29 protein-coding genes and 2 tRNA genes are annotated in these 25,458 nt (G+C 63.7%); 12 read left to right on the forward strand and 19 right to left on the reverse strand.

From position 1 onward, the window contains the following. Positions 1-88: 88 nt before the first annotated feature. The 3 genes from OA2633_RS00510 to OA2633_RS00520 are packed head-to-tail and all read left to right on the forward strand — an operon-like array spanning position 89 to position 2,334. Positions 89-700 (forward strand): TetR/AcrR family transcriptional regulator, encoded by a 612-nt coding sequence (locus tag OA2633_RS00510; protein ID WP_009800503.1) that lies wholly within the window; start codon positions 89-91, stop codon positions 698-700. Beyond that, positions 697-2,001 carry a pyridoxal phosphate-dependent aminotransferase gene (locus OA2633_RS00515; RefSeq protein ID WP_009800504.1) on the forward strand — a complete coding sequence of 435 codons (1,305 nt, stop codon included), beginning with the start codon at positions 697-699 and terminating at the stop codon, positions 1,999-2,001. The genes OA2633_RS00510 and OA2633_RS00515 overlap by 4 nt, the downstream gene beginning before the upstream one ends. A gap of 18 nt (positions 2,002-2,019) precedes the next feature. After that, positions 2,020-2,334: a hypothetical protein gene (locus tag OA2633_RS00520; protein WP_009800505.1), complete on the forward strand. Its 315-nt coding sequence runs from the start codon at positions 2,020-2,022 to the stop codon at positions 2,332-2,334. Positions 2,335-2,388: 54 nt separating this feature from the next. Here OA2633_RS00520 and msrA read toward each other — a convergent pair whose 3' ends face one another. The 7 genes from msrA to OA2633_RS00555 form a co-directional block, all read right to left on the reverse strand. Next, on the reverse strand, positions 2,389-2,919 hold the full coding sequence (msrA, locus tag OA2633_RS00525) for a peptide-methionine (S)-S-oxide reductase MsrA (protein WP_009800506.1): 531 nt from the start codon (positions 2,917-2,919) through the stop codon (positions 2,389-2,391). After that, positions 2,916-3,389, reverse strand: a complete 474-nt coding sequence (msrB, locus tag OA2633_RS00530) for a peptide-methionine (R)-S-oxide reductase MsrB (protein ID WP_040612821.1) — start codon at positions 3,387-3,389, stop codon at positions 2,916-2,918. Before msrB ends, msrA begins: the two co-directional genes overlap by 4 nt. Before the next feature lie 109 nt (positions 3,390-3,498). Further along, on the reverse strand, positions 3,499-3,939 hold the full coding sequence (locus tag OA2633_RS00535; protein ID WP_009800508.1) for a phosphoribosyltransferase: 441 nt from the start codon (positions 3,937-3,939) through the stop codon (positions 3,499-3,501). A 29-nt stretch (positions 3,940-3,968) separates the two neighbouring features. Continuing rightward, on the reverse strand, positions 3,969-4,208 hold the full coding sequence (locus OA2633_RS00540) for a hypothetical protein (protein WP_009800509.1): 240 nt from the start codon (positions 4,206-4,208) through the stop codon (positions 3,969-3,971). After that, complete coding sequence (locus OA2633_RS00545) at positions 4,189-5,466, reverse strand: serine hydrolase (RefSeq protein WP_009800510.1); 1,278 nt, start codon at positions 5,464-5,466, stop codon at positions 4,189-4,191. The genes OA2633_RS00540 and OA2633_RS00545 overlap by 20 nt, the downstream gene beginning before the upstream one ends. A 43-nt stretch (positions 5,467-5,509) precedes the next feature. After that, complete coding sequence (locus tag OA2633_RS00550) at positions 5,510-6,232, reverse strand: helix-turn-helix domain-containing protein (RefSeq protein ID WP_009800511.1); 723 nt, start codon at positions 6,230-6,232, stop codon at positions 5,510-5,512. A gap of 269 nt (positions 6,233-6,501) precedes the next feature. After that, positions 6,502-6,577: transfer RNA gene (locus OA2633_RS00555), tRNA-Phe, on the reverse strand. 203 nt (positions 6,578-6,780) lie between these two features. Between OA2633_RS00555 and OA2633_RS00560 the strand changes: the two genes are divergently transcribed. After that, the gene (locus tag OA2633_RS00560; protein ID WP_009800512.1) at positions 6,781-9,447 is read left to right on the forward strand and encodes a TonB-dependent receptor domain-containing protein; all 2,667 of its coding nucleotides are present in this window, start codon (positions 6,781-6,783) and stop codon (positions 9,445-9,447) included. Positions 9,448-9,483: 36 nt separating this feature from the next. Here OA2633_RS00560 and OA2633_RS15975 read toward each other — a convergent pair whose 3' ends face one another. The 10 genes from OA2633_RS15975 to OA2633_RS16270 all read right to left on the reverse strand — a co-directional run bounded on the left by OA2633_RS15975 (position 9,484) and on the right by OA2633_RS16270 (position 15,342). Then, positions 9,484-10,113, reverse strand: coding sequence for a hypothetical protein (locus tag OA2633_RS15975; RefSeq protein ID WP_156776008.1), 630 nt, complete (start codon positions 10,111-10,113; stop codon positions 9,484-9,486). Between the two features lie 53 nt (positions 10,114-10,166). Then, positions 10,167-10,364, reverse strand: a complete 198-nt coding sequence (locus OA2633_RS00565; RefSeq protein WP_009800513.1) for a DNA gyrase inhibitor YacG — start codon at positions 10,362-10,364, stop codon at positions 10,167-10,169. Next, positions 10,361-11,425, reverse strand: coding sequence for a ribonuclease E/G (locus tag OA2633_RS00570; protein WP_156776010.1), 1,065 nt, complete (start codon positions 11,423-11,425; stop codon positions 10,361-10,363). The genes OA2633_RS00565 and OA2633_RS00570 overlap by 4 nt, the downstream gene beginning before the upstream one ends. Continuing rightward, on the reverse strand, positions 11,422-12,006 hold the full coding sequence (locus OA2633_RS00575; protein ID WP_009800515.1) for a nucleoside triphosphate pyrophosphatase: 585 nt from the start codon (positions 12,004-12,006) through the stop codon (positions 11,422-11,424). Before OA2633_RS00575 ends, OA2633_RS00570 begins: the two co-directional genes overlap by 4 nt. A gap of 7 nt (positions 12,007-12,013) precedes the next feature. Continuing rightward, entirely contained in the window at positions 12,014-12,232 is a 219-nt protein-coding gene (infA, locus tag OA2633_RS00580; protein WP_009800516.1) for a translation initiation factor IF-1, read from the reverse strand. Between the two features lie 155 nt (positions 12,233-12,387). After that, positions 12,388-12,810 carry a low molecular weight phosphatase family protein gene (locus OA2633_RS00585; RefSeq protein WP_009800517.1) on the reverse strand — a complete coding sequence of 141 codons (423 nt, stop codon included), beginning with the start codon at positions 12,808-12,810 and terminating at the stop codon, positions 12,388-12,390. A gap of 2 nt (positions 12,811-12,812) precedes the next feature. After that, on the reverse strand, positions 12,813-13,286 hold the full coding sequence (locus tag OA2633_RS00590) for a UPF0262 family protein (RefSeq protein WP_009800518.1): 474 nt from the start codon (positions 13,284-13,286) through the stop codon (positions 12,813-12,815). A gap of 28 nt (positions 13,287-13,314) precedes the next feature. Continuing rightward, positions 13,315-13,761 (reverse strand): DUF2948 family protein, encoded by a 447-nt coding sequence (locus OA2633_RS00595; protein ID WP_009800519.1) that lies wholly within the window; start codon positions 13,759-13,761, stop codon positions 13,315-13,317. Then, a complete protein-coding gene (murA, locus tag OA2633_RS00600; protein ID WP_009800520.1) occupies positions 13,762-15,039 on the reverse strand; it encodes a UDP-N-acetylglucosamine 1-carboxyvinyltransferase in 1,278 nt (425 codons plus the stop codon). Positions 15,040-15,192: 153 nt separating this feature from the next. Then, complete coding sequence (locus tag OA2633_RS16270) at positions 15,193-15,342, reverse strand: hypothetical protein (RefSeq protein ID WP_009800521.1); 150 nt, start codon at positions 15,340-15,342, stop codon at positions 15,193-15,195. A gap of 116 nt (positions 15,343-15,458) precedes the next feature. Here OA2633_RS16270 and OA2633_RS00605 point away from each other — a divergent pair. Together OA2633_RS00605 and OA2633_RS00610 are read left to right on the forward strand one after the other, a co-directional pair. Continuing rightward, positions 15,459-15,533 (forward strand) — tRNA-Thr (locus OA2633_RS00605). 154 nt (positions 15,534-15,687) lie between these two features. After that, the gene (locus tag OA2633_RS00610) at positions 15,688-17,070 is read left to right on the forward strand and encodes a sensor histidine kinase KdpD (protein ID WP_009800522.1); all 1,383 of its coding nucleotides are present in this window, start codon (positions 15,688-15,690) and stop codon (positions 17,068-17,070) included. Here OA2633_RS00610 and OA2633_RS00615 read toward each other — a convergent pair. Then, a complete protein-coding gene (locus OA2633_RS00615) occupies positions 17,067-17,471 on the reverse strand; it encodes a response regulator (RefSeq protein ID WP_009800523.1) in 405 nt (134 codons plus the stop codon). The two genes, OA2633_RS00610 and OA2633_RS00615, sit on opposite strands and share 4 nt — an antisense overlap. A gap of 254 nt (positions 17,472-17,725) precedes the next feature. On the opposite strand from OA2633_RS00615, the gene OA2633_RS00620 reads away from it, so the two are divergent. After that, positions 17,726-18,739 (forward strand): alpha/beta fold hydrolase, encoded by a 1,014-nt coding sequence (locus OA2633_RS00620; protein ID WP_009800524.1) that lies wholly within the window; start codon positions 17,726-17,728, stop codon positions 18,737-18,739. Positions 18,740-18,775: 36 nt separating this feature from the next. Here the strand turns inward: OA2633_RS00620 and OA2633_RS00625 are convergent, their stop codons facing one another. Continuing rightward, positions 18,776-19,597 (reverse strand): DUF2793 domain-containing protein, encoded by an 822-nt coding sequence (locus OA2633_RS00625; protein ID WP_009800525.1) that lies wholly within the window; start codon positions 19,595-19,597, stop codon positions 18,776-18,778. 142 nt (positions 19,598-19,739) lie between these two features. Here OA2633_RS00625 and OA2633_RS15045 point away from each other — a divergent pair, with 142 nt between their 5' ends. From OA2633_RS15045 to OA2633_RS00650, 5 genes are all read left to right on the forward strand, one after another. Further along, the gene (locus OA2633_RS15045; protein ID WP_009800526.1) at positions 19,740-21,707 is read left to right on the forward strand and encodes a methylmalonyl-CoA mutase family protein; all 1,968 of its coding nucleotides are present in this window, start codon (positions 19,740-19,742) and stop codon (positions 21,705-21,707) included. Next, positions 21,704-23,845, forward strand: coding sequence for a methylmalonyl-CoA mutase (gene scpA, locus OA2633_RS00635; RefSeq protein ID WP_009800527.1), 2,142 nt, complete (start codon positions 21,704-21,706; stop codon positions 23,843-23,845). The genes OA2633_RS15045 and scpA overlap by 4 nt, the downstream gene beginning before the upstream one ends. Positions 23,846-23,920: 75 nt before the next feature. After that, positions 23,921-24,241, forward strand: coding sequence for a heavy metal-binding domain-containing protein (locus OA2633_RS00640; protein WP_009800528.1), 321 nt, complete (start codon positions 23,921-23,923; stop codon positions 24,239-24,241). A gap of 163 nt (positions 24,242-24,404) precedes the next feature. After that, entirely contained in the window at positions 24,405-24,647 is a 243-nt protein-coding gene (locus tag OA2633_RS00645) for a GIY-YIG nuclease family protein (protein ID WP_009800529.1), read from the forward strand. Between the two features lie 276 nt (positions 24,648-24,923). Then, positions 24,924-25,355, forward strand: a complete 432-nt coding sequence (locus OA2633_RS00650) for a hypothetical protein (RefSeq protein WP_009800530.1) — start codon at positions 24,924-24,926, stop codon at positions 25,353-25,355. Positions 25,356-25,458: the final 103 nt, after the last annotated feature.

Here is a 25,458-nt window from a genome sequence, read left to right on the forward strand (position 1 = left end):
CGCTTGGGATTGGATCACACGGCGGTCTAAGGTTTCCGCAACCTGACTCGCGTCTTCTGGGCGCGGACGCCCTGAGTGAGACCTGCCTATGCCTGCCGCCGTGAAAGACCGCCGCCACGAATTGCTAAGCCTGCTGGCGCCCACAGCCATCGCCGAGCGTTCGGCCCCTGTGAGTCTGCGCCAGTTCGCCATCAAGGCGGGCGTATCCGAACCGACCCTGCGCCATTTCTTCACCGATCGTCAGGGCGTGGTGACAGCGTTGATCGGATTTTTCGCCGAGGGCGCGAAACACTTTCTGGAACAGAGCAGCCAGCCTGAAGCCTCCCTGCACGAGGCCGTGTCCGGCTATGGCCATCTGGCGCTGGCCGGCGCGCAAAGCCGCCTGTTCGCCCAGGCCCATGCCTTCGCCCTTGTGGAATCCATCCATGATCCGGAGGTGGCGCGCACCTATCTGCAGACGATCATCGAACCGTCCCTGCAGGCCCTGGAGCACCGTCTCGCTCCCAGCGTCGACCCTGAAGGCTCCAATCCCGACCGCGTCCGCCACGCCGCTCTGGCCCTGTACGGACCGACCCTGATTGCGATCCTGCACCAGCAGCTGCTCAAAGGGGATGAGATCCGGCCGCTCGACATGTCGGCCTTTGTCGCAGACCTGACAGCCCTTTTCACTGACGGCATGAAACCAGAGGCCAAGCCATGAGCCCCAGAGACATCCAGGCGCCCGAGATCTTCGCCCCCTCCGTCCAGCTCAATCTCAATATCCGGGGGCTGGGCCTGTCGGCCACGCTGGCCATCAATGAACGCTCCGCCGCCCTCATGAAGCAGGGGCGCAAGGTCTCGAAACTGGGGCTGGGCCAGTCTCCTTTCCCTGTTCCGGACGTGATGCAGAAAGCGCTGCGCGACAACGCTTTCCAGAAGGACTACCTGCCGGTTCAGGGCCTTTACGGGCTGCGCGAAAAGATCTGCGGCTATCTCAAGCGCACCCAGGGCCTCGATTTCGATCCCGAGGACATCCTCATCGGTCCGGGCAGCAAGGAGCTGATGTTCCTGCTGCAGCTTGTCTATTACGGCGACCTGCTGATCCCGACCCCGTCCTGGGTCAGCTATGCGCCGCAGGCCCAGATCATCGGCCGACCCATTCGCTGGCTGCCCACCGCGCCCGAAACCGGGCTGGGAGTCACGCCCGAGGTGCTGCACAAGGCCTGCCAACACGATCCCGACCGCCCGCGCCTTCTGATCCTGAACTCGCCGGGCAATCCCACGGGCACCGCCTACACGCCCGACCAGATGCTGGCCATCGCTGAAGCCGCGCGCGCGCATCGCCTTTTGCTTCTGTCGGACGAAATCTATGGCGGGGTGCAGTTTGATGGCCGACACCAGTCCGCGGCCCGCTATTACCGGGGCGGCACCATCATCTCCGACGGCATCTCCAAATGGGCGGGCGCCGGGGGCTGGCGGCTGGGCTTCTTCGCCTTCCCCAAATCCCTGAGCTGGCTCAAGGACGCCATGGCGGCGGCCGCGAGCGAGACCTACACCTCCGTGTCCGCGCCCATCCAGCACGCCGCCAAGGTCGCGTTCGAGGGCGGGCCGGAGATGGAGCTGTATCTGCACCGCTCGCGTCAGGTGCTCGAAGCGCTGGCGAACTTCGTCACGGAGCAGCTGACCGACGCCGGCGCCCGGGTCAATCCGATCCGGGGCGGCTTCTACGCCTTTCCCAATTTCGACCCGATCGCAGACGCCCTTCATGCTCGCGGCATCACCACCAGCAGCGAATTGTGCGAGCGCCTGCTGGAAGACACGGGCGTCGCCACCCTGCCCGGCTCCGCTTTCGGGCGCCCGGAGAGCGAATTGTCTCTGCGCCTCGCCTTCGTTGACTTTGATGGCGAGCTGGCCCTGCGCGCCCTGTCAGAGGGCGAAACGCTCGACGAAGCCTTCCTGAACCGGCATTGTTCCCGGGTAATGGAGGGGATCAGGGCCATGGCGCAATGGGCGCGCGGCTGATCCTGCGCTGGGCGGTCTATGGATCTCGACTGGAATGCGGTGATGGCCGCGGAAGGGTTCTCCACCTGGATCCGGATCATGGTCTGGGTTGGAGTGGCCTGCGCCTTCTGGGTTTTCGCCATGCTGTTGCGCGGCGGCTTTGACGACATGCTCGACGTGATCCGCTCGCCCTACGCCACGGCCGGCGAGCGCGGACGCATGATGATGCGTCTGCCCACGCGCTTTCTTCTGCTGGTGGTCGCGGCGCTGTTCGGCGCTGTGAGTTTCGCCATCCCGCTATTCCTTCAGGGCGCGGTCGTACTGTTCCTCTGGCGACAGGCGACAGGCGGCTAGACAAAACCCCGCCTCTAGAAGACGGGGTTTCATCAGCCTGATTGGGGTCCGCGCTTACGCTGCGCCGGCATTGCGCTTGGGCAGCACCCAGTCGGGGCGCGGGAAATGGCAGGTATAGCCGTTGGGATAGCGCTCGAGATAATCCTGATGGAAGTCCTCGGCGTCCCAGAACTCACCCGCCGGGGTCACCTCGGTGACCACCCTGCCCGGCCACAGGCCCGACGCATCCACATCCTGGATGGTGTCTTCGGCGACGGCCTTCTGGGTATCGTCCAAATAAAAGATCGCCGAGCGGTATTGCGTGCCGATATCATTGCCCTGACGGTCCAGGGTCGTGGGATCGTGGATCTGGAAGAACAGCTCCAGCATCTCGCGATAGCTCGTCACGGACGGATCAAAGACGATCTCGATGGATTCCGCATGGCCGGTCTTGCCGGTCTTCACCTGCTCATAGGTCGGGTTCTCGGTCGTCCCGCCGCTATAGCCCACACGGGTGGAGATGACGCCGGGACGGCGCCGGATCAGATCCTGCATGCCCCAGAAACAGCCGCCCGCCAGAAGGGCGCGTTCGGTCGTCTCACTCATTTTACGGCCTCCTTACGGCCTGCCTTCACGAAGTCGATATAGTCGCCATAACCTTCCGCCTCCATCTCTTCCAGCGGAATGAACCGCAAGGCGGCGGAGTTGATGCAATAGCGCAAACCGCCCTGATCGGGCGGCCCGTCCGGAAAGACATGACCCAGATGACTGTCGGCATGAGAGGAGCGGACCTCGGTGCGCACCATGCCATGGCTGTCATCGCGCAGTTCGGCCAGCGCCTCTTTCGTGATCGGGCGGGTAAAGCTGGGCCAGCCGCAGCCGGATTCATACTTGTCCGCCGAAGCGAACAAGGGTTCGCCCGACACCACGTCAACGAAGATGCCGTCGCGCTTTTCCTCGAGAAGCGCGCCCGTGAACGGACGTTCGGTGCCGTTCTCCTGGGTGACATAGCGCTCTTGGGGGCTGAGCCGGGCCAGCGCCTCGGGCGTACGCGCCCATTTGGGATCGGTGCTCATCTCGGCCTCCTTGCCTGTCACATCCATATGGGCCGGCAAGCGATATGCGCCAGTCCGCTCTCCTCAATGTGAGGCGACTAGGCGCTGAGACAAGGGCTGAAGGCGGGGCTCAGAGCGCGCCGATGGCTTCCCACGGGAACTCCACCCACTCGCCGGCCGGCGTCTGTTTGCCGGCGATGACGCCCGAGACGCCGCCGGTCTTGTCGATCAGCGCAGCGACAATGGCGTCGGGATAACGGGCGCGCACCTCTTCCAGCGTGCGCCCTGAATCGATGATGTCATCAATGACGATCGCAGCAGCGTCCGGCGCCGCGCCATAGGCCTGCATCCGTCCCTGCGCGCCCTCCACGCCGTCCGCATAGGACATCAGCCCCAGCGAGGTCATCTTGCGCAGGCCCAGCCGGTGCGCCACCAGGGCCGCCGGGATCAGCCCGCCTCGCGCCACGCCCACCAGCACCGTATCCGGATCAATCGGCCCATGCCGCTGCGCGACCTGGTCCGCGATCGAGGCGGAGAGGGTTTCGATATCCGTCCAGCTGAGTTTGAGCATGGCGATCTCCGTGTGTTGTCACGGCCAGTCTAGTTCAACCGCTCCAGCCCTGCACGGGCATTGGCGCACCAGTGACAGTCGGTTTGCGCTTCGCCCAGCGTGAGCGCGCGTTGATACTGCAAGCGCGCCAGATCGCTCCGCCCTGTAATTTCATAAGCATGAGCCAGGCTGTCAGCCAGATTGCCGTCATCAGGATAGAATTGCGCATTCAGCTCCAGCAGCGCGAGCGCCCAGTCCGGCTGACCGGCGTCAAGCTGATAGAGGCCCACCCGGTTCAGAACCCAGGGCGCGGGCCGCTCGCCCAGATGCGTCTCCAGATAAGCCGGGAGCGCATCTGCATCCTCGACCGGATGAACAGCCAAGAACCGCGAAACCAAGGGCACGGCGGGGCTGCGGGCGATAGGCCGGATCATCCATCATCCGCGCCACTTCATAGCCCATGCGGCCCACGTGTCCCCGCGCTGCATTCGTCATGTGCAGAATCAGCGTGTCGGACTGCGGGCCATACTGAACGCTGGTGAAGAACAAACCATTGCTGCCCGCATGGCTGATCCAGCGCTCGCCGAACGGACGCGCGCCCACGCCCCAGCCATAACTGTAATGGGTGAAGGTCGGCGGATAGAGACCATCAAGCGCCATGAGCGGCTGATAGAGCCTGACCAATGTGTCAGACCGTAGCACCTCTCCCCGGCTCAGCGCCGCCATCCAGCGCGCCATGTCTGCCGGCGTCGCATGCACACCGCCATTGCCCAGAAGGCGATAGGACACAGGCTCATCGCGCCAGCGCTCAAGATAGAACAGGCCCTGATCCGCGCGGTCGGGCGCGATCTGGCGGTCGTCATAGCCATGGGCGGCCTGCTCGGGCATCCAGTCCATCAGGCGGTAGCCCGTGGTGTGAAGCCCGGCCCGGTCCAGCGCCAGACGGCGCAGCGCCACTTCAAACGGCTCACCCGTCACCCGCTCGACGATGATGGCGAGAACCGAATAGCCTGCATTGGAATACTCATAGCCGCTGCCCGGTGTACGACTGAGCGGGCTCGTCCAGAGCGGCGCGAGAAACGCCTCGGCCGACACAAACGGATCCGCATCACGCCCCTCGAACCCGCCGGTTTCATCGGACAAGCCAGAGCTGTGGGTCAGCAGCTGCTCGATCGTGATGCCCGCCTTGTCCTCGGGGATGTCCTCGAAATTGGACGCTAGCGCGTCATCAAGGCTCAGCGCGCTCTCTTCCACGAGACGCAGCACGGTCGTCGCTGTGAACGACTTCGTCACCGAGCCGAGATCAAATAGGGTTTCAGCGTCAAATGAGCGGCCCGTTTTGCGGTCCGCCGCGCCCCGATAGCCCTCATAGACCACAACGCCGCCCTGAATGACCATGAGGACGCCGGGCGTGGCGCCGATCTCTTGCGAAGCACGGGCATAGGCGTCGATCCGCTCCGGCAGAGGCGGCGGCGCATAGCTGACGGACTGCGCGGCGGGGGCGAACATCAGCACGCACGCCGTCATGAGCCATTTCCACAGGACCATGGCGATCTCCAAGAATTTGAAATGTCAGAAAGAAGGCGTGCGGCTACTTCCAGCGGAAGCTGATGAAGAAGCAGCCCAGAGCACCCAGAAGGAACATCACCGCCGGCGCCAGGAACCAGCGCAATGGCGAGCGCTCCGTCACCAGTTCAGAATCCACCGGCTCGAAAAACCGGCGCCCGCCCTCTACCTGCTCCAAGAAGCCATTGGCGTGCATGTCGCGAGTGACCCGGGTTTGAGGATCAGCGCGTTCCATCATGGCGACCTGAAGGGCGCGCACGGCGGCCTCTTGAGGACGATCCTCGCCCAGATCGGGCCGCAAGCTGGCCTGCAGGACAGCGTAGGCGTTCAGGTCTTCGCCCGGCGCCAGCACGCCGGGGGAGGTGTAGTGGTAGACGGTGTATTCCTCATCCTCAGCCAGCGCATGCAGCCCGAGGCTCGCGCCGCCCAACATCAGACAGCCCAGCCCTGCGGCCAGCCAGCCACGCGTCAGCCGGGTGGCCTGCGCCTTCAGTGTCAGCACCGCCGCACGGACCTGGCCGATCTCGCGCAGCGCCGTGAGGTCATCTCCGCTGAGCGACCCGGCGACGGTTTCAGCGTCAAAGCCATAGGCCTCGGCCAGCCTCTCGAAGACCTCTTCAGAGGGAAAGGACTTCCCAGTCTCCAGCTTGGACAAATAGGATTGTTCGATCCGGGCCTTCGCCGCCGCCTCGGGCTGGGTCCAGCCCAGCGCCTCACGCCGGGCCTTCAGGAATGCGCCAAAACTCATCTGCTCTCTCCGCCTTCACCGCACGCCAATGTGCGATCCGGCGCCCAGTCTTTGAAAGTCGGGCGGCGACTGACAGATGAATATCAAGGACTGGGACAGGAATAACAGCCCATCCGCGCGAAAAGACGCCGCCACAATGATGACTGGCCCGAGCCGCCCCCAATCCCCCCACCCCGAACCCAAAGGGTTCGCAAGGGCGAACGCCCATCCGCAGCATCAGCGAGGATCGACCAAGCGGAGCGAGAGAGAACCAGCAAGAACGGGGAAAATGGTGCCCGGGGGCGGATTCGAACCACCGACACGCGGATTTTCAATCCGCTGCTCTACCAACTGAGCTACCCGGGCGAGCGGGGCGATCTGCAAGGTTCGCCGCGCTGAGGACGCGGTTTATAGGCAAGCGCGCGGAGGCTGTCCATGCCCTCAAATCAGTCTTGTGCAGTCCGATTGCAATTTGTCCGGTCTGCCTTCGGACTTGCCCGGGTATACAGAGGCCTGCTAACCGCTTCTGCGTTATATTCTCAAAACCTCCCCAACCTCCGAGGACTGCAATGAACCCCAAAGTCTGCGTCAGCGCCCTGGCCCTTCTGGCCATGCTGGGTGAAGGCGGTCTGGCGTCCGCCCAGACCGTTCAGGATGATGTCATCACCATCACCGCAGGCCGCGCGCCCGGCGCGCAATCGGGAGACCGCCCCGTGGTCACGCTGGATGCAGAAGCGCTCAGGGCGAGCGGCCTCTCGGACCTTGGGGATGCGCTGGCCTTCAGCCCCGCCATTGTCGGCTCGGAATTCAATGACGATCCGGGCACCCAGAACGACACTTCGGGCACCTCGAGCGTCAATCTGCGGGGGCTGGGGCTGGGAGCGACCCTGGTGCTGGTGAACGGCGTGCGTCAGGCGCCCGCCTCGGTGGCGTCCGATGATGGCGCGAGCTTTGTCGACATGAACGCGCTTGTGCCCGACATCGCCATCAGCCGGGTGGAGATCCTCAAGGACGGCGCTTCTCCGCTGCATGGATCGGATGCGGTCGCCGGCGTTGTGAACGTGATCACGGACGATCTGTTCGAAGGGGTCGAGGTCGCGCTCGAGGCGCGCGGTCCTGACGGATTCGAGGGCGCCGGCTTCACGTCGATCCTGTCCGCCCGCGCGGGCGAGACCTTCGGCGCATGGAGCGTCATGGGAGCGGTCAGCTATCGCGACACCGACGGCGTGGAAGGGTTCGAGACCGACTTCATCCCCGGCACCGGCCTGTCGGCGCTGGGCCAGCCCGGCGCCTATTACATCCAGGCGCCAGGCGGCGGGTTCGAGGTGACGACGCCGTCCGGCGGTCCGCAGGTCATCATTGATCGCGATTGCGCGGCCGCTGGCGGCCAGCCGCTGGTGCTGGGCGCCGACACCGCCTTCGGCACGCCGGGTTATTGCCGGCTCGATTACGGCCAGTTCTTCTCCCTGGTCCCGGATGAGACGCGGTTGAACGCCTATGGCGCGCTGACCGGCGATTTCGGCGATACGCGCGTGACCCTGCGCGCGGCCTGGGCCGATACGCAACTGACTCGCGGCAATTCCCCCTCCCTGCCCGCGCTTAGCTTTCCGACCATTCCGGTCGACAATCCGGGCAATTACTTCAATCGCGACGTGACCTGGAACGGACGCCCGCGCGGCGTATCCGCCGGGGCGGCGCGACGCAGCTTTGATCATGACACGTTGCGGCTCGAGGCCGGGCTGGCGCATGATTTTGACGCCTTCGGTCGCGACTGGACGGCGGAGGGCGTGCTGGCCTTTTCGCGCAACGAACTCGAAGCCACCATCACGGATCATATCGGCGACCGCCTCGACGCCGCGCTCAACGGGTTTGGCGGCGCGAACTGCCAGCCGGGCGCCAGCGCGGGCGATCAGAGCGCGGGGTGCTACTGGTTCAACCCGTTCGGCTCGGGCAGTCTCGTCACCGATCCCAATGACCCGCGTTACAATGATCCCGCCCTGCTCGCCTGGATGCTGGGCGAGGATGTGCGCACCTCGAGCTCGGAGCTGAGCAGCCTAGACGCCAGCCTGACGACGGCGCATCTGTTTGCCTTGCCTGCTGGCTCGGTTTCGCTGACCGTGGGCGCGCATCTGCGCAATGAGCGCCTCGACGTCGATCACGGCCAGACCTTCAATGATGACGCCTTCCTGTTCATCGTCGGCGGGCCGGACTATGCGGGCGAGCGCGATGTGGCGAGCCTTTATGCCGAGAGCGTCATTCCGCTGCACGCGCGTGCGCGGCTGACGCTGGCGGCCCGCCATGAGGATCTGGAAGACTTCTCCTCCACCGATCCCAAGGTCGGCCTCGCCGTAGATCTGACCGATGCGCTGACCCTGTCTGCGAACTGGGCGCAATCCTTCCGCGCGCCCTCACTGCATCAGCAGGTGAGCGCCACCACGACGCTGCAATCGCTGACCATCGGCAATCAGAGCCTGTTCCGCCCGGTGCGTACGGTCGGCTCACAAGATCTCGAGCCGGAAACCTCTGACAGCTACTCGCTGGGCCTGAGCTGGCGCCACGAAGGCTGGACCGCCCGTGTGGACGCCTGGCGGCTGGAAGTCGAGGATCTGATCATCGAGGAAAGCGCCAACGCCATTCTCGCCGCCGATATCGCCGATGACGGCCTCTACAATGATCCGCGCGTTGAGCTGTCCCAGGCGGGCGACGTGGTGCTGGTGCGCGCCAATTTCGTCAATGCGCCCCGCGTCGAGGCGCAGGGCGTGGACATCGCCTTTGGCCACGACAATATCGATCTGGGCCGGTTCGGCGTGATGACCGCCGGGCTCGAGACCGTCTATATCGACGAATTCACCCTCTACGATCCGGTGCTGAACACCGAGATCGACGCGGCGGGCAATCGCAACTTCACCAATTTTGCGCGCTCGCTGCCGCAATGGCGCACAAGCGTCCGCGCCGGCTGGATGAACGGGCCATGGAGCGTCAACGCCCAGGCGCGCTACATCTCGCCCTATGACGATGACGAGAACGCCGGCGCCGAGATCGACAGTTGGACCGCCTATGACCTTCAGGCGGGCTGGACGTCGAATGTGCGCGGCCACGCCCTCACGGCCAGCGTCGGCGCGCTCAACCTCTTCGATGAAGAGGCGCCGTTCGTGAACACGCCTCTGGGCTATGACACCAAGGTGCATGACGCCCGCAGCCGGGTGCTCTACGCGCGGATCAGCGTCCAGCGCTAAAGACAAAGCCCCGCAGCTAGACTGCGGGGCTTTTTTTCAATGTAAGACCCAGCGCCCGCCGCGGAGCATTAAATAATTGTCGAGAACTCTAAAGCCGAAAGCAGTATCAGGCAAACCCCTGCTTAAAGGAAGGGTCCGCCTTGACATTTCATCCCTTATGAAACTGCCAACATTGCTGCTCCAGCAATCAAATATGCGCAACATGTAATCACTGTATGTAGAAGCCTTAGGCTTGCCATCCCATGCTGCTAGCCCCTTAGATGCAAATTTATCATAAGCAACAAAGCGATCAGGGGCCACTATAGCGCAAACCTTCGACAAGCAAGATATAGATAATTTATAGGGAGCCTCAGCACTGATCGCCGCATCATCAATAGAATCATACCTTGAGTCAGATATAATAAGTGGAATTATTTTTGATATATAATTAAACCACTCATCTCGCGTCGCATACTTCTTATTTCTACTTTCAGATTCATTTTTCTCATTTAAACTGTGCCTCGCCAAGCCGTACCCCTTTAAAAAACGATCGAATGCTTGGCGGTCATTGAGCAGTTGAATCTTAGTCAAATCATCCTGTTCATAATCGCTTTGCAAAGCAGCCCAGTTGAGGCCAGCGGAGTGGAAGCAAAAATCAAATTCGCGCTTTCCAATAAGGCAAGTCATTCGAATCCTCCCAAAGGCCACAATCAAACGTACCATTTGGAAGCAGATTATGACTAGCGCTCGTCCTCGCCGCCCTCGCCGCGCGCTTCTGGCGGCAGGGCTTCGGGCGGGACAGGCTCGCCCGGCACGGCATAGGCGCCCGAGAACCAGCGACCCAGATCGGCGTCCGCGCAGCGGGCCGAGCAGAACGGCCTGTATCTGGGATCGACAGGCTTCTTGCAGATCGGACAACCGGGCTTGGATTTGCTCATAGCGGACGCACCTCGAAGTCGCGCGCGCCCCGGGCTTCATCCAGCACCAGTTCAAAGCGATCTCCGAGACGCGATTTCATCGCCTTGGACCATCCGATGGGATCTTTTTCAAGCCAGGCGTGAACCTCGGCCCCCGCCAGCAGGGCAAGACGCCCGCCGCGCTTCGCCTTGCCTTCCGCTTCAAGACGACGCAAGGCCGCCAAAGCGCGGGTTTCCACGCTCTCAACGCCGAAACGCTCCCAGCAGATTTCATGCAGGGCGCGGCCCAGACGCTGGCGGGAGAGTTCGACGATGGCGAAGCGGCTGGCCGGCGCCACATCGATCTTGGCCGGATCGCGCTTGAACGCGCCTTTCAGGCTCTGATCAAGCTGGCTCTGGTCCTGCTTTTTCTTCAGCGGCAGGAAGTCGATGGCGACCACGCCGCCAATGCCGCGCAACCGGATCTGGCGCGCGGTCTCACGCGCTGCGGTCTTGTTGAGATCAAGGGCCATTTTCGGCGAGCCGCCCTGGGACTGACGCCCGGCGGAGTCCACATCGATCACCGTCATCGCGGTGACCGGCTCGATCACCAGACGCCCGCCGCCCGGCAGCGACACAACGGCTTCCAGCGCCTCGTCGAACAATTGATCAAGTTCGACCTCCGCCTCCTTGGGCGTACGAACCGGCGCCTCGTACATCATGGACAGGCGCTCGGCGATCGGCGGCGCAGCCACCACGATTTCGGGCGCCTCGCCAGGTTCCACGTCAAACAGCGCGAGCGTCGGCCCCTTTTCCTGGAATTGTTCGCGCGCAATCTGCACGCCAATGGCCGCGCCCTCATGCAAGCCGTCCGGACGCCCGGCCTTGCCGAAGGGCAGAAAGCCTGCAGGTCCGCGACCGATATCGCAGAACGCGCCATTGATCGCATGGTCGATCTTGGTCACCCGGGCGCGATAGACCTCGCCGCGCCAGGCGCGTTTTCCGCGTTCGGACCAGCGCTCCACATGCAGCTCGACGGCGCGGTCGCCATCGATGACAGCGGCGCGGGTTTCCCCCACATGCTCAGCAGCGACGATTCTCAAAACACATATCCCAATCCGACCAGAAGCTGCCGCGCTTCATAGACCGGCAGTCCCATGACGCCGGTATACGAACCGATCAGCTTGCTGATGTAAGAGCCGGCCCGGCCCTGAATGCCATAGCCGCCCGCCTTGCCGTTCCATTCACCGCTCTCAAGATAGGCGGTGATCTCGTCCTCGCTCAGACGCTTGAAGGCGACGCGAGTTTCAACCACACGGCTCGCCTCGCGCCCGTCCGGCGCACGCACCGCGACACCGGTATAGACCCGGTGATTGCGACCGCTCAGAAGCCTCAGACAGGCGTCGGCGGTCTCGCGATCTTCCGATTTGGGCAGGATGCGACGTCCCACGCCGACCACCGTATCGCTCGCCAGCACATAGCAGCCAGGATGATTGGCCGCGGCCAGCTTCTCGACCGCCAGACGCAGCGCCAGATCACGCGGCAATTCGCCGGGGCGCTCGGTCTCGTCGATATCGGTCGGGGCGACCAGATCAGGCGGCGCGCCGATCCCGGTCAACAGGTCCCGGCGGCGCGGCGACGCGCTCGCCAGCACAAAGGGCGCGCGCGCAGCGTTCGGCGACACGCTCACCTTACTTGAAGCGATATGTGATGCGCCCCTTGGTCAGGTCGTAAGGCGTCATCTCGACCAGGACCTTGTCGCCCGCCAGCACGCGGATGCGGTTCTTGCGCATCTTGCCCGCGGTGTGCGCGATGATTTCGTGATCATTTTCCAGTTTGACCTTGAAGGTCGCGTTGGGCAGCAGTTCCACGACTTCGCCGGGAAACTCCAGCAGTTCTTCCTTCGCCATGCAGCTCCTCTTGATCAATGGCGTAAATTCAGACGCATAGACGTCAAAACGCAAAAACCCCGTACGCTTCGCGCATGAAGACTCATGCCAGCGTCGGGTGGTGTCGGGCGCTATATAAGCGTGATCGCCGCAATCGTCGAGCGTGGTTGTAAGGACTAGTCCGGATTATACGCCGAAATGCGGGCTTTTATGGCGTCCCGCGCCGTCCGGTAGGCGTCCAGACGCGCCTCCCGGCTGCCTTCCGCCTCCGCCGGATCGGGAATCGCCCAGAGCTGGTATTCGGCATCCCGCGCTTCTGCGAAGGCGCTCGCGGACGGATCCGCATCCGCCGCAAGACACACCACCAGCTCGACCGGATCATCAGCGGTGTCGGCCAGATCGCGGCACTCGAAATTCGACAGGTCGATGCCGGTCTCGTTCATCACCGAGATCATGAAGCCGTCCGGCCAGGGCGCGGGCTCGACCCCGCACGACCGCGCCAGACAGTCTGCACCGAAGCGATGCTTCCAGAAGGCTTCCGCCATGGGCGACCGCACCGCATTGCGGCCGCAGACAAAGACGACGGAGGGCGCGGCCATGATCAGGCGCCCCGCCGGTGCAGCGCGCAGATCAGGGTGAACAGGCGTCGCGCCGTGTCAAAATCCACCTCGATCTTGCCGTGAAGCCGTTCGCGCAGCAGTTCCGAACCTTCGTTATGGACCCCGCGCCGGCCCATATCGATCGCCTCGATCTGGCCCAGCGGCGCATTGCGCACGGCCGCGTAATAGCTTTCGCACATCAGGAAATAGTCCTTGATGATGCGGCGCAGCGGGCCCAGCGAGAACACGAACATGCGCACCGGGTCGCCATTCTCGCGCTTGATGTCGAACACCAGGCGCTGGTCCTCGATGGCCAGACGCAGGGCGTAGGGGCCGGCCTCGGAATCAGCCGGGACGAAGGTGTTGGAATCCAGAAGATCAGCAATGGCCACGCGGCGCTCATGCTCCACGGCCTCATCGGCCTTGCCGATGGTCAGTTGGTCAAGCTCGACCGCGACCAGTCGCTGATCGGTCATAAGGAACTCCAGTCAACCCGAATCCGGGTCATGCCTCGTCGTCTTCAGGATGGCTGGGTCGCGCCGCCGCCCGCCAGGGCTCGGACACGTCCGCAAACGCCATGTCGATGCATTCCACCTCAAGACGGAGCTCCCCGCCACCGGAAAAGGTGAAGCTGAGCACGCCGCCCGGCGCCTCGCCCGGCTCGAACGCCATCGTGAGCAGGCTGATCACCCCGTCCTCATGGCCCTGCTTGAGGCGTTTGGATTGCGCCTTCAGAACTGAGCCCACCTGCAGCGCGGCGCGCACGCGCTCGCCCTGCCCCCGGCTGGGGCCCTCCCAGCGGAACCGATTGAGCGCCAGGGTGAATTGTTGCGCCTTCGGTTCATACTGGAAATCGCCCAGCAGCCCCACGGCGTCCTGCAATGCGGCGGACAGAACCGCCAGATCCTCAGGCGATTGCGCCAGAAGGCGCATAGGCGTGTATCCGGCCATTCAGCCCTCCGCTTGTTCCGGAACGCGGCGAATATCGGCGCCACAGGCGGACAGCTTGTCCTCCAGGCGCTCAAAACCGCGATCAAGATGATAGATTCGGCTCACCCGGGTCTCACCTTCCGCGGCGAGACCGGCGATGACAAGGCTGACCGATGCGCGCAGGTCGGTCGCCATCACAGGCGCCCCCTTGAGCGCGCACGGACCGCGCACCACCGCCTCATTGCCGCGCACATCGATGCGCGCGCCCAGACGCGACAGCTCGGGCGCGTGCATGAAGCGGTTCTCGAAAATCGTCTCCCGGATCACCGACGCGCCGTCCGCCAGACTCATCAACGCCATGAATTGCGCCTGCAGATCGGTGGGAAAGCCCGGGAAGGGCGCCGTCTGCATATCGACCGCCTTGAGCGCGCCATTGCGTTTCACGCGCACGCCGCCAGTCTCGGCCTCGACCTCCACGCCGGCTTTTCTCAGGAGCGACCACAGGGCGCCGTTATGATCAAAGATCGCGTCTTTGAGCAGCACATCCCCGCCCGCAACGGCTGCAGCGGCCATGGCGTAGGTGCCCGTCTCGATCCGGTCAGGCACGACGGACCAGTCCGCGCCATGCAGCGTGTCCACGCCCTCAATGGTGATGGTGGCGGTCCCCGCCCCTTCCACCTTCGCGCCCATGGCGTTCAGGCAGCCGGCGAGGTCGGCGATCTCGGGCTCTCGGGCGCAATTCTCAAGCACGGTCTGCCCCTTGGCCAGAACCGCCGCCAGCATGGCGTGCTCGGTCGCGCCGACCGACACCATCGGAAAGGTGATGCGCGCGCCTTTCAGGCCGCCCGCCGGCGCCTTGGCGTTCACATAGCCTTCGGACAGCTCGATCTCCGCCCCCAGCGCTTCCAGCGCCTGAAGGTGCAGATCCACCGGACGCGCGCCTATGGCGCAGCCGCCGGGCAGTGACACGCGAGCATGGCCCACACGGGCGATCAGCGGGCCCAGCACATTGAAGCTCGCGCGCATTTTACGCACCAGGTCATAGGGCGCGAACGGCTCGCCCAGCCTGTCAGCCTGCATGAAGAGTTTGGCGCCCGCGCGCTCTTCCACAACGACGCCCAGACGCGCCAGCAAATGGCCCAGAAAGCGCGTATCGGCGAGGCGCGGCATGCGCGACAGCTCCAGCGGCCCGTCCGTCAGCAGGCAGGCGGCCATCAGTTTGAGCGCAGAATTTTTCGCGCCTGAAATCTCGATCTCGCCAACAAGCGGCGAGCCGCCGCGAATTAGAATGCTGTCCATACTGCCCTCATGGTCCTATTCAGCGCGCGCCGACGCCCAGCGCCCCACCCTTCAACGCCCACCTGTAAGGGCATTCGCACGATGACGAAATGAGGGCGTCACAGAGGCCATGATTTGTGGGTCTGTGCGCTCAGGCGCAAGACCGGCCCGGTCTCAGGACTCATCCTTGCCGGCAGACGTCTCGTCCTTGCGCGCGGCGGCCTTGCGTCGACGCAGATTGGCGCGCAGCGCCTGCGCCAGGCGCTGTTCGCGGTCGGACTGGGGGCTCTGGCCCTTTGCGGGCTTGCGATCTTGCGTGCTCATGAGCGTTCAACTGCCTTATATCTGCAAAAGAGGTCAAGCCCGGTCTTGGCGCGAGCAGAATCAGGCGCTATAAGCCCGGCTCCGACGACGCGAGAGCATGCTTTCGCACACCGGACGCCGCTATAGCTCAGGGGTAGAGCGTTCCCTTGGTAAGGGAGAGGTCGAGTGTTCAATTCACTCTAGCGGCACCATTCCTCATTCCAGACTGTCAGACCAGCAGAGCCGTGAGAGTTCGACGCGGGCCCATACCCGCCTTGAGCGCGTATGTGATTGCCCTACACTTGACCGGCGAGTCGCAACACAGTCGGCTGTCCTCGAACCAGCGGCTGGACGTCTGGGGGAAGCATGCACCGCAAGAAGGTCTTCGCGACCGCTCTGGTCGGACTTGTCGCGATCTCTGCGGCCGACATCTGGGTCAGCCATCAGGTCCGCCAGGAACGCAACACCCTGCTGGACACCGTCTCCTCGGCCCGACATGAAACAGCGAAGCTCTATGACGAGCTGGGCTTCGGCGGCCTGATCCACAGCTTCAAGAACTATGTCATACGCGGTGACGAAGCGTACCGGGACAGGGTTCGCACGACCGCCCACTCCATCCATATCCGGCTTGAACGCCTGGACGCCCATGGTCGCGCGCTCGGTCTCGAGCCGGACCTGAGCGCCGTTCGCGACACGGTCAGCGCCTATGAGGACCGCCTGGACACCGTCCGGCTCGGTTGGGCGGATTCGCTGCCGGTATCGGACATCGACGCCCTGGTGCGAGTGGATGATGCGCCAGCGCTTGAACAGCTGGCCGCAATCGAGGCGGGATTCGAATCCGTCACCCGCCAGCGGATGGCCCGTCTCAATCGGCTGAGCGGTTTTCAGAGCGTCCTTACCCCCACGTTACAGGCCCTGATGCTGGGCTTCATCATCTTCATCTGGATGCGCATGTACAAAACGCGCATCCAGGCGGGTCGGGAAGCGCGCGCCCAGATCCGCAACCTCAATGCCTCCCTCAGGGCCCAGACCCTCACCCTAGAGCGCATGCGCGAGAGCCACGCCGCGCTGGAAAACTTCACCTCCATGGTCGCTCATGATCTCAAGGCGCCGCTGCGGCAAGCCAGCATGTTGCTGCATCTGGCCAAACGTGCAGAGACGGAGGCCGACAGGGATGCGCACTGCGACAAGGTCAGGGAGAGCATCGAACGCGCCAACACCATTGTGGAAGGCTTCCTCAACCTGGCCCAGCTTGATGATCAGCCGCCGGAAACCTCGCTCGAGGATATCGGCGAGATTTTCAGACAGGCCGTCGATGAGCTGGCCCTTCTGCACCGCAAGGCCCCACGGCACATCCGGATTGATCCGCTCGGCGAAGCCTATTGTGATCGCGACCTGATCCGGCAGGTGGCGATCAATCTGCTGACCAACGCCTTGAAATACGCCCGCCCCGAGAAGACGCTCGACATCAGGGTCCGCGCCGTCCGCGGCGACACCATGCTGACCGTCTATGTCGAGGATAATGGCGTGGGGATTCCGCAGGAGCTGGCCGAACGCATATTCAGCCCGCATGTGCGCGGGGAGAGCCCTGAGCCGTCGGGAGCGGACGGTCGCGGACTGGGGCTGGCGCTATGCCGCACGATCATTGCGGCCCATGGCGGAGACATCCGGATGGCGCCCGGACGCTCGACCGGCGCCAGCATTCGCTTCACCCTTCCGCTGGCCCAGCCTGCCGCAAACACCCTCTAGGCGCCGCTTTCAGCCACGCTGAACCAGAAGCGCGAGATCTCGCTCAGCACCATCTGATAGCCATCAGGCGAATCCGGCTTGCGAATATATGCATTGCCCGCCTTGCCGTAGAACCGGCGCACATCCGAGCGATTGTTGGATGTGGAGAGCATCAGCACAGGAATGCCGCAATAGGATTCATCTGATTTGAGGGTTTGCGTCAGCTCCACCCCATCCATGCCTGGCATGGACAGGTCCGTCACGATCAGGTCAGGGGGCTCATGGGACCTGAGATACTCGAGCGCCTGCACTCCGTCTTCACAATAGGAGGCCTCAACATCCAGATTGCTGTCATCAAGACTGAGCTTGAGAAACATCCGATCAGTCGCATCGTCTTCCACAAACAGGATGGATTGCGTCATAGTGGACCTTACACCTGTGCCCGAAACTCATTTATACATATTTTGTACGCACTTTTCAGACTAGTCGAGAGTCCCGCCCCAAGCGCCAGCAATTCAAAGCTGTGGTTAACGATAGGTCAGAACGAACGCACGCGTCTACGATAAGCGTGTTGTTTTTTCGTCGCTTGGCGCGCAACCAGAGAATCCTAGTTTCCAAGGAACGCATCCTGTTCCCGACTTTCAATACCCAAATCCGGTCTCGCCGAATGCCCTTGATGACGCCCCTGTTTCCCGCTCTTGAGCCTTATGCGAGCGCGACCTTTTTCTCGGCTGAGGGGTATCGGATCTTCTATGAATGCTCGGGCAACGCCCAGTCGCCGACGGTCCTGTTCATCCATGGCGGCCCCGGCTCCGGCGCCAGTGCGCGTCACCGCCGCTATTTTAATCCTGGCAAGTGGAACATTGTCCTCTTTGATCAACGCGGTTGCGGTCGCTCGACACCCCTGTTCGAGCTGGAAACCAATACGCTGACCGCCCAGATCGATGACATGGAGCGCCTGCGTGAGGAGCTGGGCCTTGAGCGCTGGACCCTGTTCGGTCCTTCCTGGGGGTCGACGCTGGCGCTGGCCTACGCCCAGGCCTATCCCGAACGCGTGGACACCCTTGTCGTTGAGGGCGTCCTGCTGGGCGAACGCGAAGAGATCGACTGGTTTCACGATTGCGCGGGCGCCGGCGGGATATGGCCAGACGCGCAGCACAGGCTGATGATGGACACGCCCGAGGCGTTCAGGCGCCCCCCGGCGTTTCGCCAATGGGCGCTGGAGCGCATGCGCGAAGAGTTGGCGGAGGGGCGCCCCCATCTGGAGGGGCTTGAGGACCCGGACACGCCGATTGAAAGCCTGCGCCAGTCGATAATCTATCGCTGGAGCGAATATGAGGAAACCCTCGCCTGGCTGGACAAGTCCCCGGAAGATATCCGCGAGGATTTCGCCGAAAGGGGACGCGACTGGCTGACGGGACACTCCCTGCTCGAGGCCTGGTATTTCAGCCATGACTGTTTTCTCGAGCCTGGCCAGTTGTTGCGCGACGCCCACAGGCTGACCATGCCCATGCATGTGATCCAGAGCCGCTATGACCTGGTCTGCCCCGGCCGGGCCGCCTACAGGCTCGCCGAAGCGGCGCCCGATGCACGCCTGCACTGGGTGGAGCGCTCGGGCCATATCATGACCGCGCCGGTCCATCGTGAAGTGCGCACCTTGTTTGAGGCGCTGGCGGCCTCGCGCCGCTGACTTCGCCGCCCGGGCCATGAGGCGTGACTCACGACCTCACCAGTCGGCCAGTGCAGCGCGCCGCCATTGGTCGGGCGCAACGCAGATATAGACATGATCGGAATCCCAGCCCATCTGCCCGACCTGGCCCGGCGCGGACGCGCTCGCAGGCGTCAGGCTCCGGGTGAGCGTCAGGCGGTCGGAGCGCACGCTCAGTCCTTCAACCCGGATCTCGCCATCAAGCGGGTCCACGCGCATAGCTTCGCGCCAGGTGTTTCCATCTTCAGACACTTTGACGGTCAGGGCATCCTCGCCGGCCAGTCCGATCTCGGCGCGACCGGACCAGTCGGACTGGAACAACAGGCTAGCGGTGGCCGCGCTCCCCGCCTTGTTCATCGCAAGCCGCAGATCACCCGTCCCGCTTTCTTCCGCCGTCATCAGAACGCCCGACGACTTGATCACGACGCGGTTATAGGCGTCAGAAGCCGCGCCCACACCCAGCCCCTGTTGATGGTCAAGCTGGCGAATCTGGTCGTGAAGCGGCCCCCAGCCCGCCCCGTCATGGACAAGACTGACCCCTTCATCACGAACATATACGCCCAGCCCCGCCCAGGGCGGGATCGCCGTCCAGACGCCTTCGTGAAACACCATGAGCGTTCCCAACGGACGCGTTGACCAGTCCGCCCCCGTCGCATTCGACGGCAGGATGTACCCGTCCCCTTCTGAAGGCGTATCCGGCTGGTCGCCCAGCGCCCGGCTCAGCACGGCGGCCTGGACCAGAATATCGAGCCGGGCCAGCGCTTCGTTGACGGTGACATGCTTCTGCGCCTGGGCGGGCATCAGAAACGGCAGATCCAGGCGGGGCGTGCGTTCAGACATGAGATATCCCTTGCGCGTTTTGTGACTGTCAGAGCCTAGGGGCCGCCCTGGCGCAGGCGGATAGCGCAACCGGACTTCCGCACTGGCGAAACCGAGCAAAGGGCGGGTTTTCTAATCCGCGCGGGCGGTGTACCCACTGCGCATGACAGACTCTATCCGCTCCCTGGCCGAGGGATTTGAGGCCATAAGCGACGCGCAATGGCGCGCCCTGGCTGAAACCGCCCTCAAAGGCGCCCCGCTGGACCGGCTGGTGCGCAAGACGCTCGACGGCGTTGCGCGCGGCCCCCTGTTCACCCGTTCGGACCTTGAGAAGGTCGGCCCTCTGCCCGCGCCGGGCGCTGCGCCCTATCTGCGCGGCCTTGCGGCGGAGCGCGACCCGTACCTGCCCTGGGGCATCCGTCAGATCATCGACGACCCCGACCCCAAGGTCGCGAATGAAGCGCTGCGCGCGGATCTGTCCGGCGGGGTCAGCGAAGTGGCGCTGGCGCTGGATCCGACCGGCGCCAATGGCGTCGCCGTGCGCACGCTGGATGAGCTGAAGACCGTGCTGGACGGGGTCATGCTCGATCTCGCGCCGGTCTATCTGCAACCCTCGCGCATGGCGCCCCAATACGCCGCCCTCGCCCTCACCTACATGCAGGACCAAGGCCTGGACCTCAAAGCGCTCAGAGGCGGACTGGGCCTGTCCCCCATCGGCCAGAAATCCATGGCGGGCGGCGGGGCTGTGAACCTGCCCGAGCGCCTGCAGCGCACGGCCGAGGCCGCCAGCTGGTGCGCCGAGCATGCGCCGGGAATCAAGGTCGTCTCCATCACCGCAAACGCGCCGCATGAAGCGGGGGGCTCGGCAGTGCATGAACTGGCGTTCGCTTGCGCCGGCGGGGCGAGCTATATGCGCGCCTTCATTGATCACGGGCTAACGCCCGATCAGGCCGCCAATGCGCTGGAATTCAGCTTCGCCGCCGATGCGGACGTTCACCTGACCATCGCCAAGCTGCGCGCAGCGCGGCGGGTCTGGGCGCGGGTGGCGGACGCCTTCGGCTGTTCGCCCGAAGCGCAGGGCATGCGCATCTGCGCCATCACTTCGTCGCGCATGCTGACGGCGAGAGACGCCTGGAACAACCTGATCCGCAATGCCTGCGCCGGTCTGGGCGCGGCGGCGGGCGGCGCGGATTCGATAACCGTGTGCGCCTTCAACGAACCGCTGGGCGCCGCCACGCCCTTCGCCCGGCGCCTCGGCCGCAATCTGCAGATCATGCTGATGGAAGAGAGCCATCTGGGCGTGACGGCCGATCCGGCAGGCGGCAGCTATCTTCACGAGACGCTCGGCCATCGCCTGGCCCAGGCGGGCTGGGAGCTGTTCCAGCAGATCGAACGTCGCGGCGGCCTGTTTGAAACCGTCAAGGCGGGCTGGCTGCAGAATGAGGTCGGCAAGACGCGGGACGCCTATGTGGCGCAATACGCCGAAGGCCGCGAGGCGCTGATCGGGGTGACCCAGTTCGCCAATCTCGAGGAGCGTCCCGTCGAGGCCGGCAAGCGCGACTACACGCCGTCCAAGCTCGACGCCCCGACGCTGGAGCCCCAACCCTTCACCGGCAAACTTGAAGCCGCCAGAGCCGGGCACGCCATCCGCCTGCTCGATCTGCCCGAACAGGACTGGACGCCCTTGCGCTATATGCGCCTCGCCCAGCCATTCGAAGCGCTGCGGGATGCGGCGGACGCCCATGCGAAGAAGACCGGCAAGGCGCCGACCGCCTTTCTCGCCACGCTGGGCGCGCTCGCGGACTTCAACGCCCGCGCCAGCTTCGCCTCCAACCGCCTTGCGGTTGCGGGCGTGGAGACTGATCAGGCCAGCGAATACGCCGATATCGACGCCTGCGCGGACGCCTTCGCCCGATCAGGTTCGAAACTCGCCGTGATCTGCGGCACCGACGACGCCTATTCGGACATGGCCGAAGAGCTGGCCGAAGCCCTCAAGCAGGCCGGCGCCAGCGAGGTCTGGATCGCGGGCAAGCCGGGCCTCATCACCGGCGTGGACCACTTCATCCATATTCGCAGCCATAGTCTCGAAGATGGCGAACGCGCCCATAAGATTCTGGGAGTGAGCGCATGAGCAAGCATCCTGATTTCACCCAGATCGGCCTCGGCCAGCCCGACATCCAGCCCGGCCCCAGGGCCGAGCGTCCGCCCTTCATGACAGCCGAAGAGCTGCCGATCCAACCCGCCTATACCGCCGAGGATGTGGCCGGGCTCGATTTCATCGACGGCTATCCCGGCGCCGCGCCCTATCATCGCGGCCCCTACCCCACCATGTTCGTCCAGCGTCCCTGGACGATCCGGCAATATGCGGGCTTCTCCACGGCGGCGGAATCCAACGCCTTCTATCGCCGCAATCTCAAGGCCGGCCAGAAAGGCCTGTCGGTGGCGTTCGATCTGGCCACCCATCGTGGCTATGACAGCGACAATCCGCGCGTCATCGGCGATGTGGGCATGGCGGGCGTCGCCATCGATTCCATCCTGGACATGCGTCAGCTCTTTGATGGCATTCCGCTTGATCAGATGAGCGTGTCCATGACCATGAACGGCGCCGTGCTGCCGGTTCTGGCGCTCTATATCGTCGCCGCCGAGGAACAGGGCGTTTCGCACAAACAGCTTTCAGGAACGATCCAGAACGACATCCTGAAAGAGTTCATGGTGCGCAACACCTATATCTATCCGCCGCGCCCCTCCATGCGGATCATCTCCGACATTTTCGCTTTTACGGCCAGCGAGATGCCGCGTTTCAACTCTATCTCGATCTCCGGCTATCACATGCAGGAGGCGGGCGCCCCCGCCGATCTCGAGCTGGCCTACACCATCGCCGACGGGCTGGAATACATCCGCTCGGGCGTCGAGGCGGGGCTGGATGTGGACGCCTTCGCGCCGCGTCTGAGCTTCTTCTGGGGCGTGTCCATGAACTATTTCATGGAAGTGGCGAAGATGCGCGCCGCGCGCCTGATCTGGGCCAGCCTCGTCAAGGCGCGGTTCAACCCGAAAAACGCCAAATCCCTCGCCCTGCGCACGCACAGCCAGACCTCGGGCTGGTCCCTGACGGCTCAGGACGTGTTCAACAATGTGGGCCGCACGGCGGTCGAGGCGATGGCGGCGGTGGATGGCCACACCCAGTCGCTGCACACCAACTCGCTTGATGAAGCGCTGGCCTTGCCGACCGACTTCTCGGCCCGCATTGCGCGGAACACCCAGCTGGTGCTCGAGACCGAGGCGCATCTGACCGACGCCATCGATCCGTGGGGCGGCAGCTATTATGTCGAGCGGCTGACCCATGATCTGGCGGCCCGCGCGCTCGATCACATCGCCGAGGTGGACGAGCTGGGCGGCATGGCGAAAGCCATCGAGGAAGGCCTGCCCAAGCTGCGCATCGAGGAAGCGGCCGCCAAGACCCAGGCCAAGATCGATTCCGGCCTACAGACGATTGTCGGCGTGAACAAGTTCCGCCTCAACGAGCCCGAAGACATTCCGGTTCTGAAGGTGGACAACTCAAAAGTCCGCGCCGAACAGCTCGCCAAGCTCGAAACCCTGCGCAAAAATCGCGATCCCAAGGCGGTGGAAAGCGCGCTCGAAGCGCTGACCAACGCCGCCGAGCGCGGCGGCAACCTTCTGGAGCTGTCGGTGAAGGCCGCCCGCGCGCAGGCGACGGTCGGGGAAATCTCGGACGCCATGGAAAAGGTGTTCGGCCGTCACAAGGCGGAAATCAAATCGGTTCAGGGGGTGTTCTTGAAAGCCTCAGGAGATGACGCCAAGGTCAAGAAGGCGCTTCAAGCCTCTGACGCCTTTGCCGAAAACGAAGGGCGCCGCCCGCGCATCCTGATCGCGAAAATGGGCCAGGACGGTCATGATCGCGGTCAGAAGGTCGTCGCCTCCGCCTTCGCCGATCTGGGTTGGGACGTGGATATCGGCCCGCTCTTCCAGACGCCCGAGGAAGCCGCACGTCAGGCGGTGGAGAACGACGTCCATGTCGTCGCCGCGTCATCGCTCGCCGCCGGTCACCTCACCCTGGTGCCCGAGCTCAAGAAACAGCTCGCCGAAATGGGTCGCCCCGACATCACCATCATTGTCGGCGGCGTCATCCCGCCCGAAGACGTCCCGATCCTGAAGGATATGGGCGCCGCCGCGGTCTACCCGCCCGGCACGGTGATTGCGGACAGCGCGGTGGAGCTGATCGACATCGTCTCAAAGGCGAGCGCGGCCTAACCGGACCGTAAGGTGACATCCATGGTGTGAGGCTCCACGCTTGGTCTCAAAGACTTTAAGCGAAGGAGCCTCCCCATGATCGTCACTACCACCCCGTCCGTCGAAGGCCGTCATATCCACGACTACAAGGGCGTCGTCACCGGCGAAGCCATACTGGGCGCGCACCTGTTCCGCGATCTGTTTGCGGGCATTCGCGACATTGTCGGCGGCCGGTCGGGCTCCTACGAGAAATCCCTGCGCGAGGCGCGCCAGATCGCCCTGTCCGAACTGGAAGACGAAGCGCGCAAGCTCGGCGCGAACGCCGTTGTGGGCGTCGATCTCGACTATGAAGTGATCGGCGAGCAAGGCTCCATGCTGATGGTGTCAGCGTCCGGCACGGCGGTGGTTCTGGGCTGATCGCTTTCTGAAGCCCTGGAACAGCATCACCCGACCGGCATGGGTTCGCCGGACAAACCGTCGAATGACAATCTTGAACCCAAACACTTGTCATCCCCCGCTTTATGCGGGGGACCCATGCCGTGACATTGCCGAAAAACCCATCGGCGGCCATGCTGGCGACATGTACTTCGTCTATCTCATGGCCAGTCAGAGAAACGGTACGCTCTATTGCGGCGTCACCAACGATCTGCTGCGCCGGGCGTATGAGCACCGCGAAGGACTGGTTGAGGGCTTCACAGAGCGCCATGGCGTCAAACGGCTCGTCTGGTTCGAGCCTCATGACAGTATTGAACACGCCATTCAGCGCGAGAAACGCATCAAGAATTATCCACGTCAGTGGAAGGTCAATCTGATTGAGGCTTAAAATCCTGAATGGGCGGATCTCTGGAACTGTCTCTCCCTCTGAAAGCGACCGGCATGGATCCCCCGATTAAAGCGGGGGATGACAGGTTGAGAAGAACACACTTCGCCCAACCCCCTATGATTAACGTGAAATTTTCGTTGATTGCCGGAAATGCTCACCTTGCGTTCATGTTTGATGCCCCATGGTGCCCGGGCTGGGCGCATCCCCAATTCCAGGGATGTTCACGCAAACAGAACCGTTCTACTGAACCGTCTGCAACATCCTTTGGGGGACATCATGATCCGCACTCTTCTCACCGCTTCCGCGATCGCTGCGATCGCCAGCACCGCTTCTTTCGCTCAGGACTATTCCCTGAACCCGACCTACGGCACCTATTCGCTGAACGCCGGCTTCCTGCCGGACCCGTCCGAGCTGCAGATCACCGCAGGCGGCTCGCTTGACGCCTCCAGCGTCGGCTGCGCCGGCGCCATCGCCAACGCACCGGACGCGCGTCTGATGTGGGGCGGCGGCCGGATGACCATTGGCGCCACCTCCAACTCCGACACCACCCTGGTGGTGAACGGTCCGGACGGCCAGTGGTACTGCTCTGACGACGTGAACGGTCTGAACCCGGCCCTCGTCTTCAACCAGGCCGGTCAATACGACATCTGGGTCGGCGTCTATGCGGGCAGCACCGCCCCGGCGACCCTGTACGTCACCGAATACTAGAGTCCGGCCTCAGGCCTGACGGAAGAGCGGCGCCTTCGGGCGCCGCTTTTTTGTTGGCGCGATGAGACCGCCCCTGTTTCGCCACGCGTTTCAGGTTACCTTG

Source organism: Oceanicaulis sp. HTCC2633 (genome assembly GCF_000152745.1).
Classification (GTDB): domain Bacteria; phylum Pseudomonadota; class Alphaproteobacteria; order Caulobacterales; family Maricaulaceae; genus Oceanicaulis.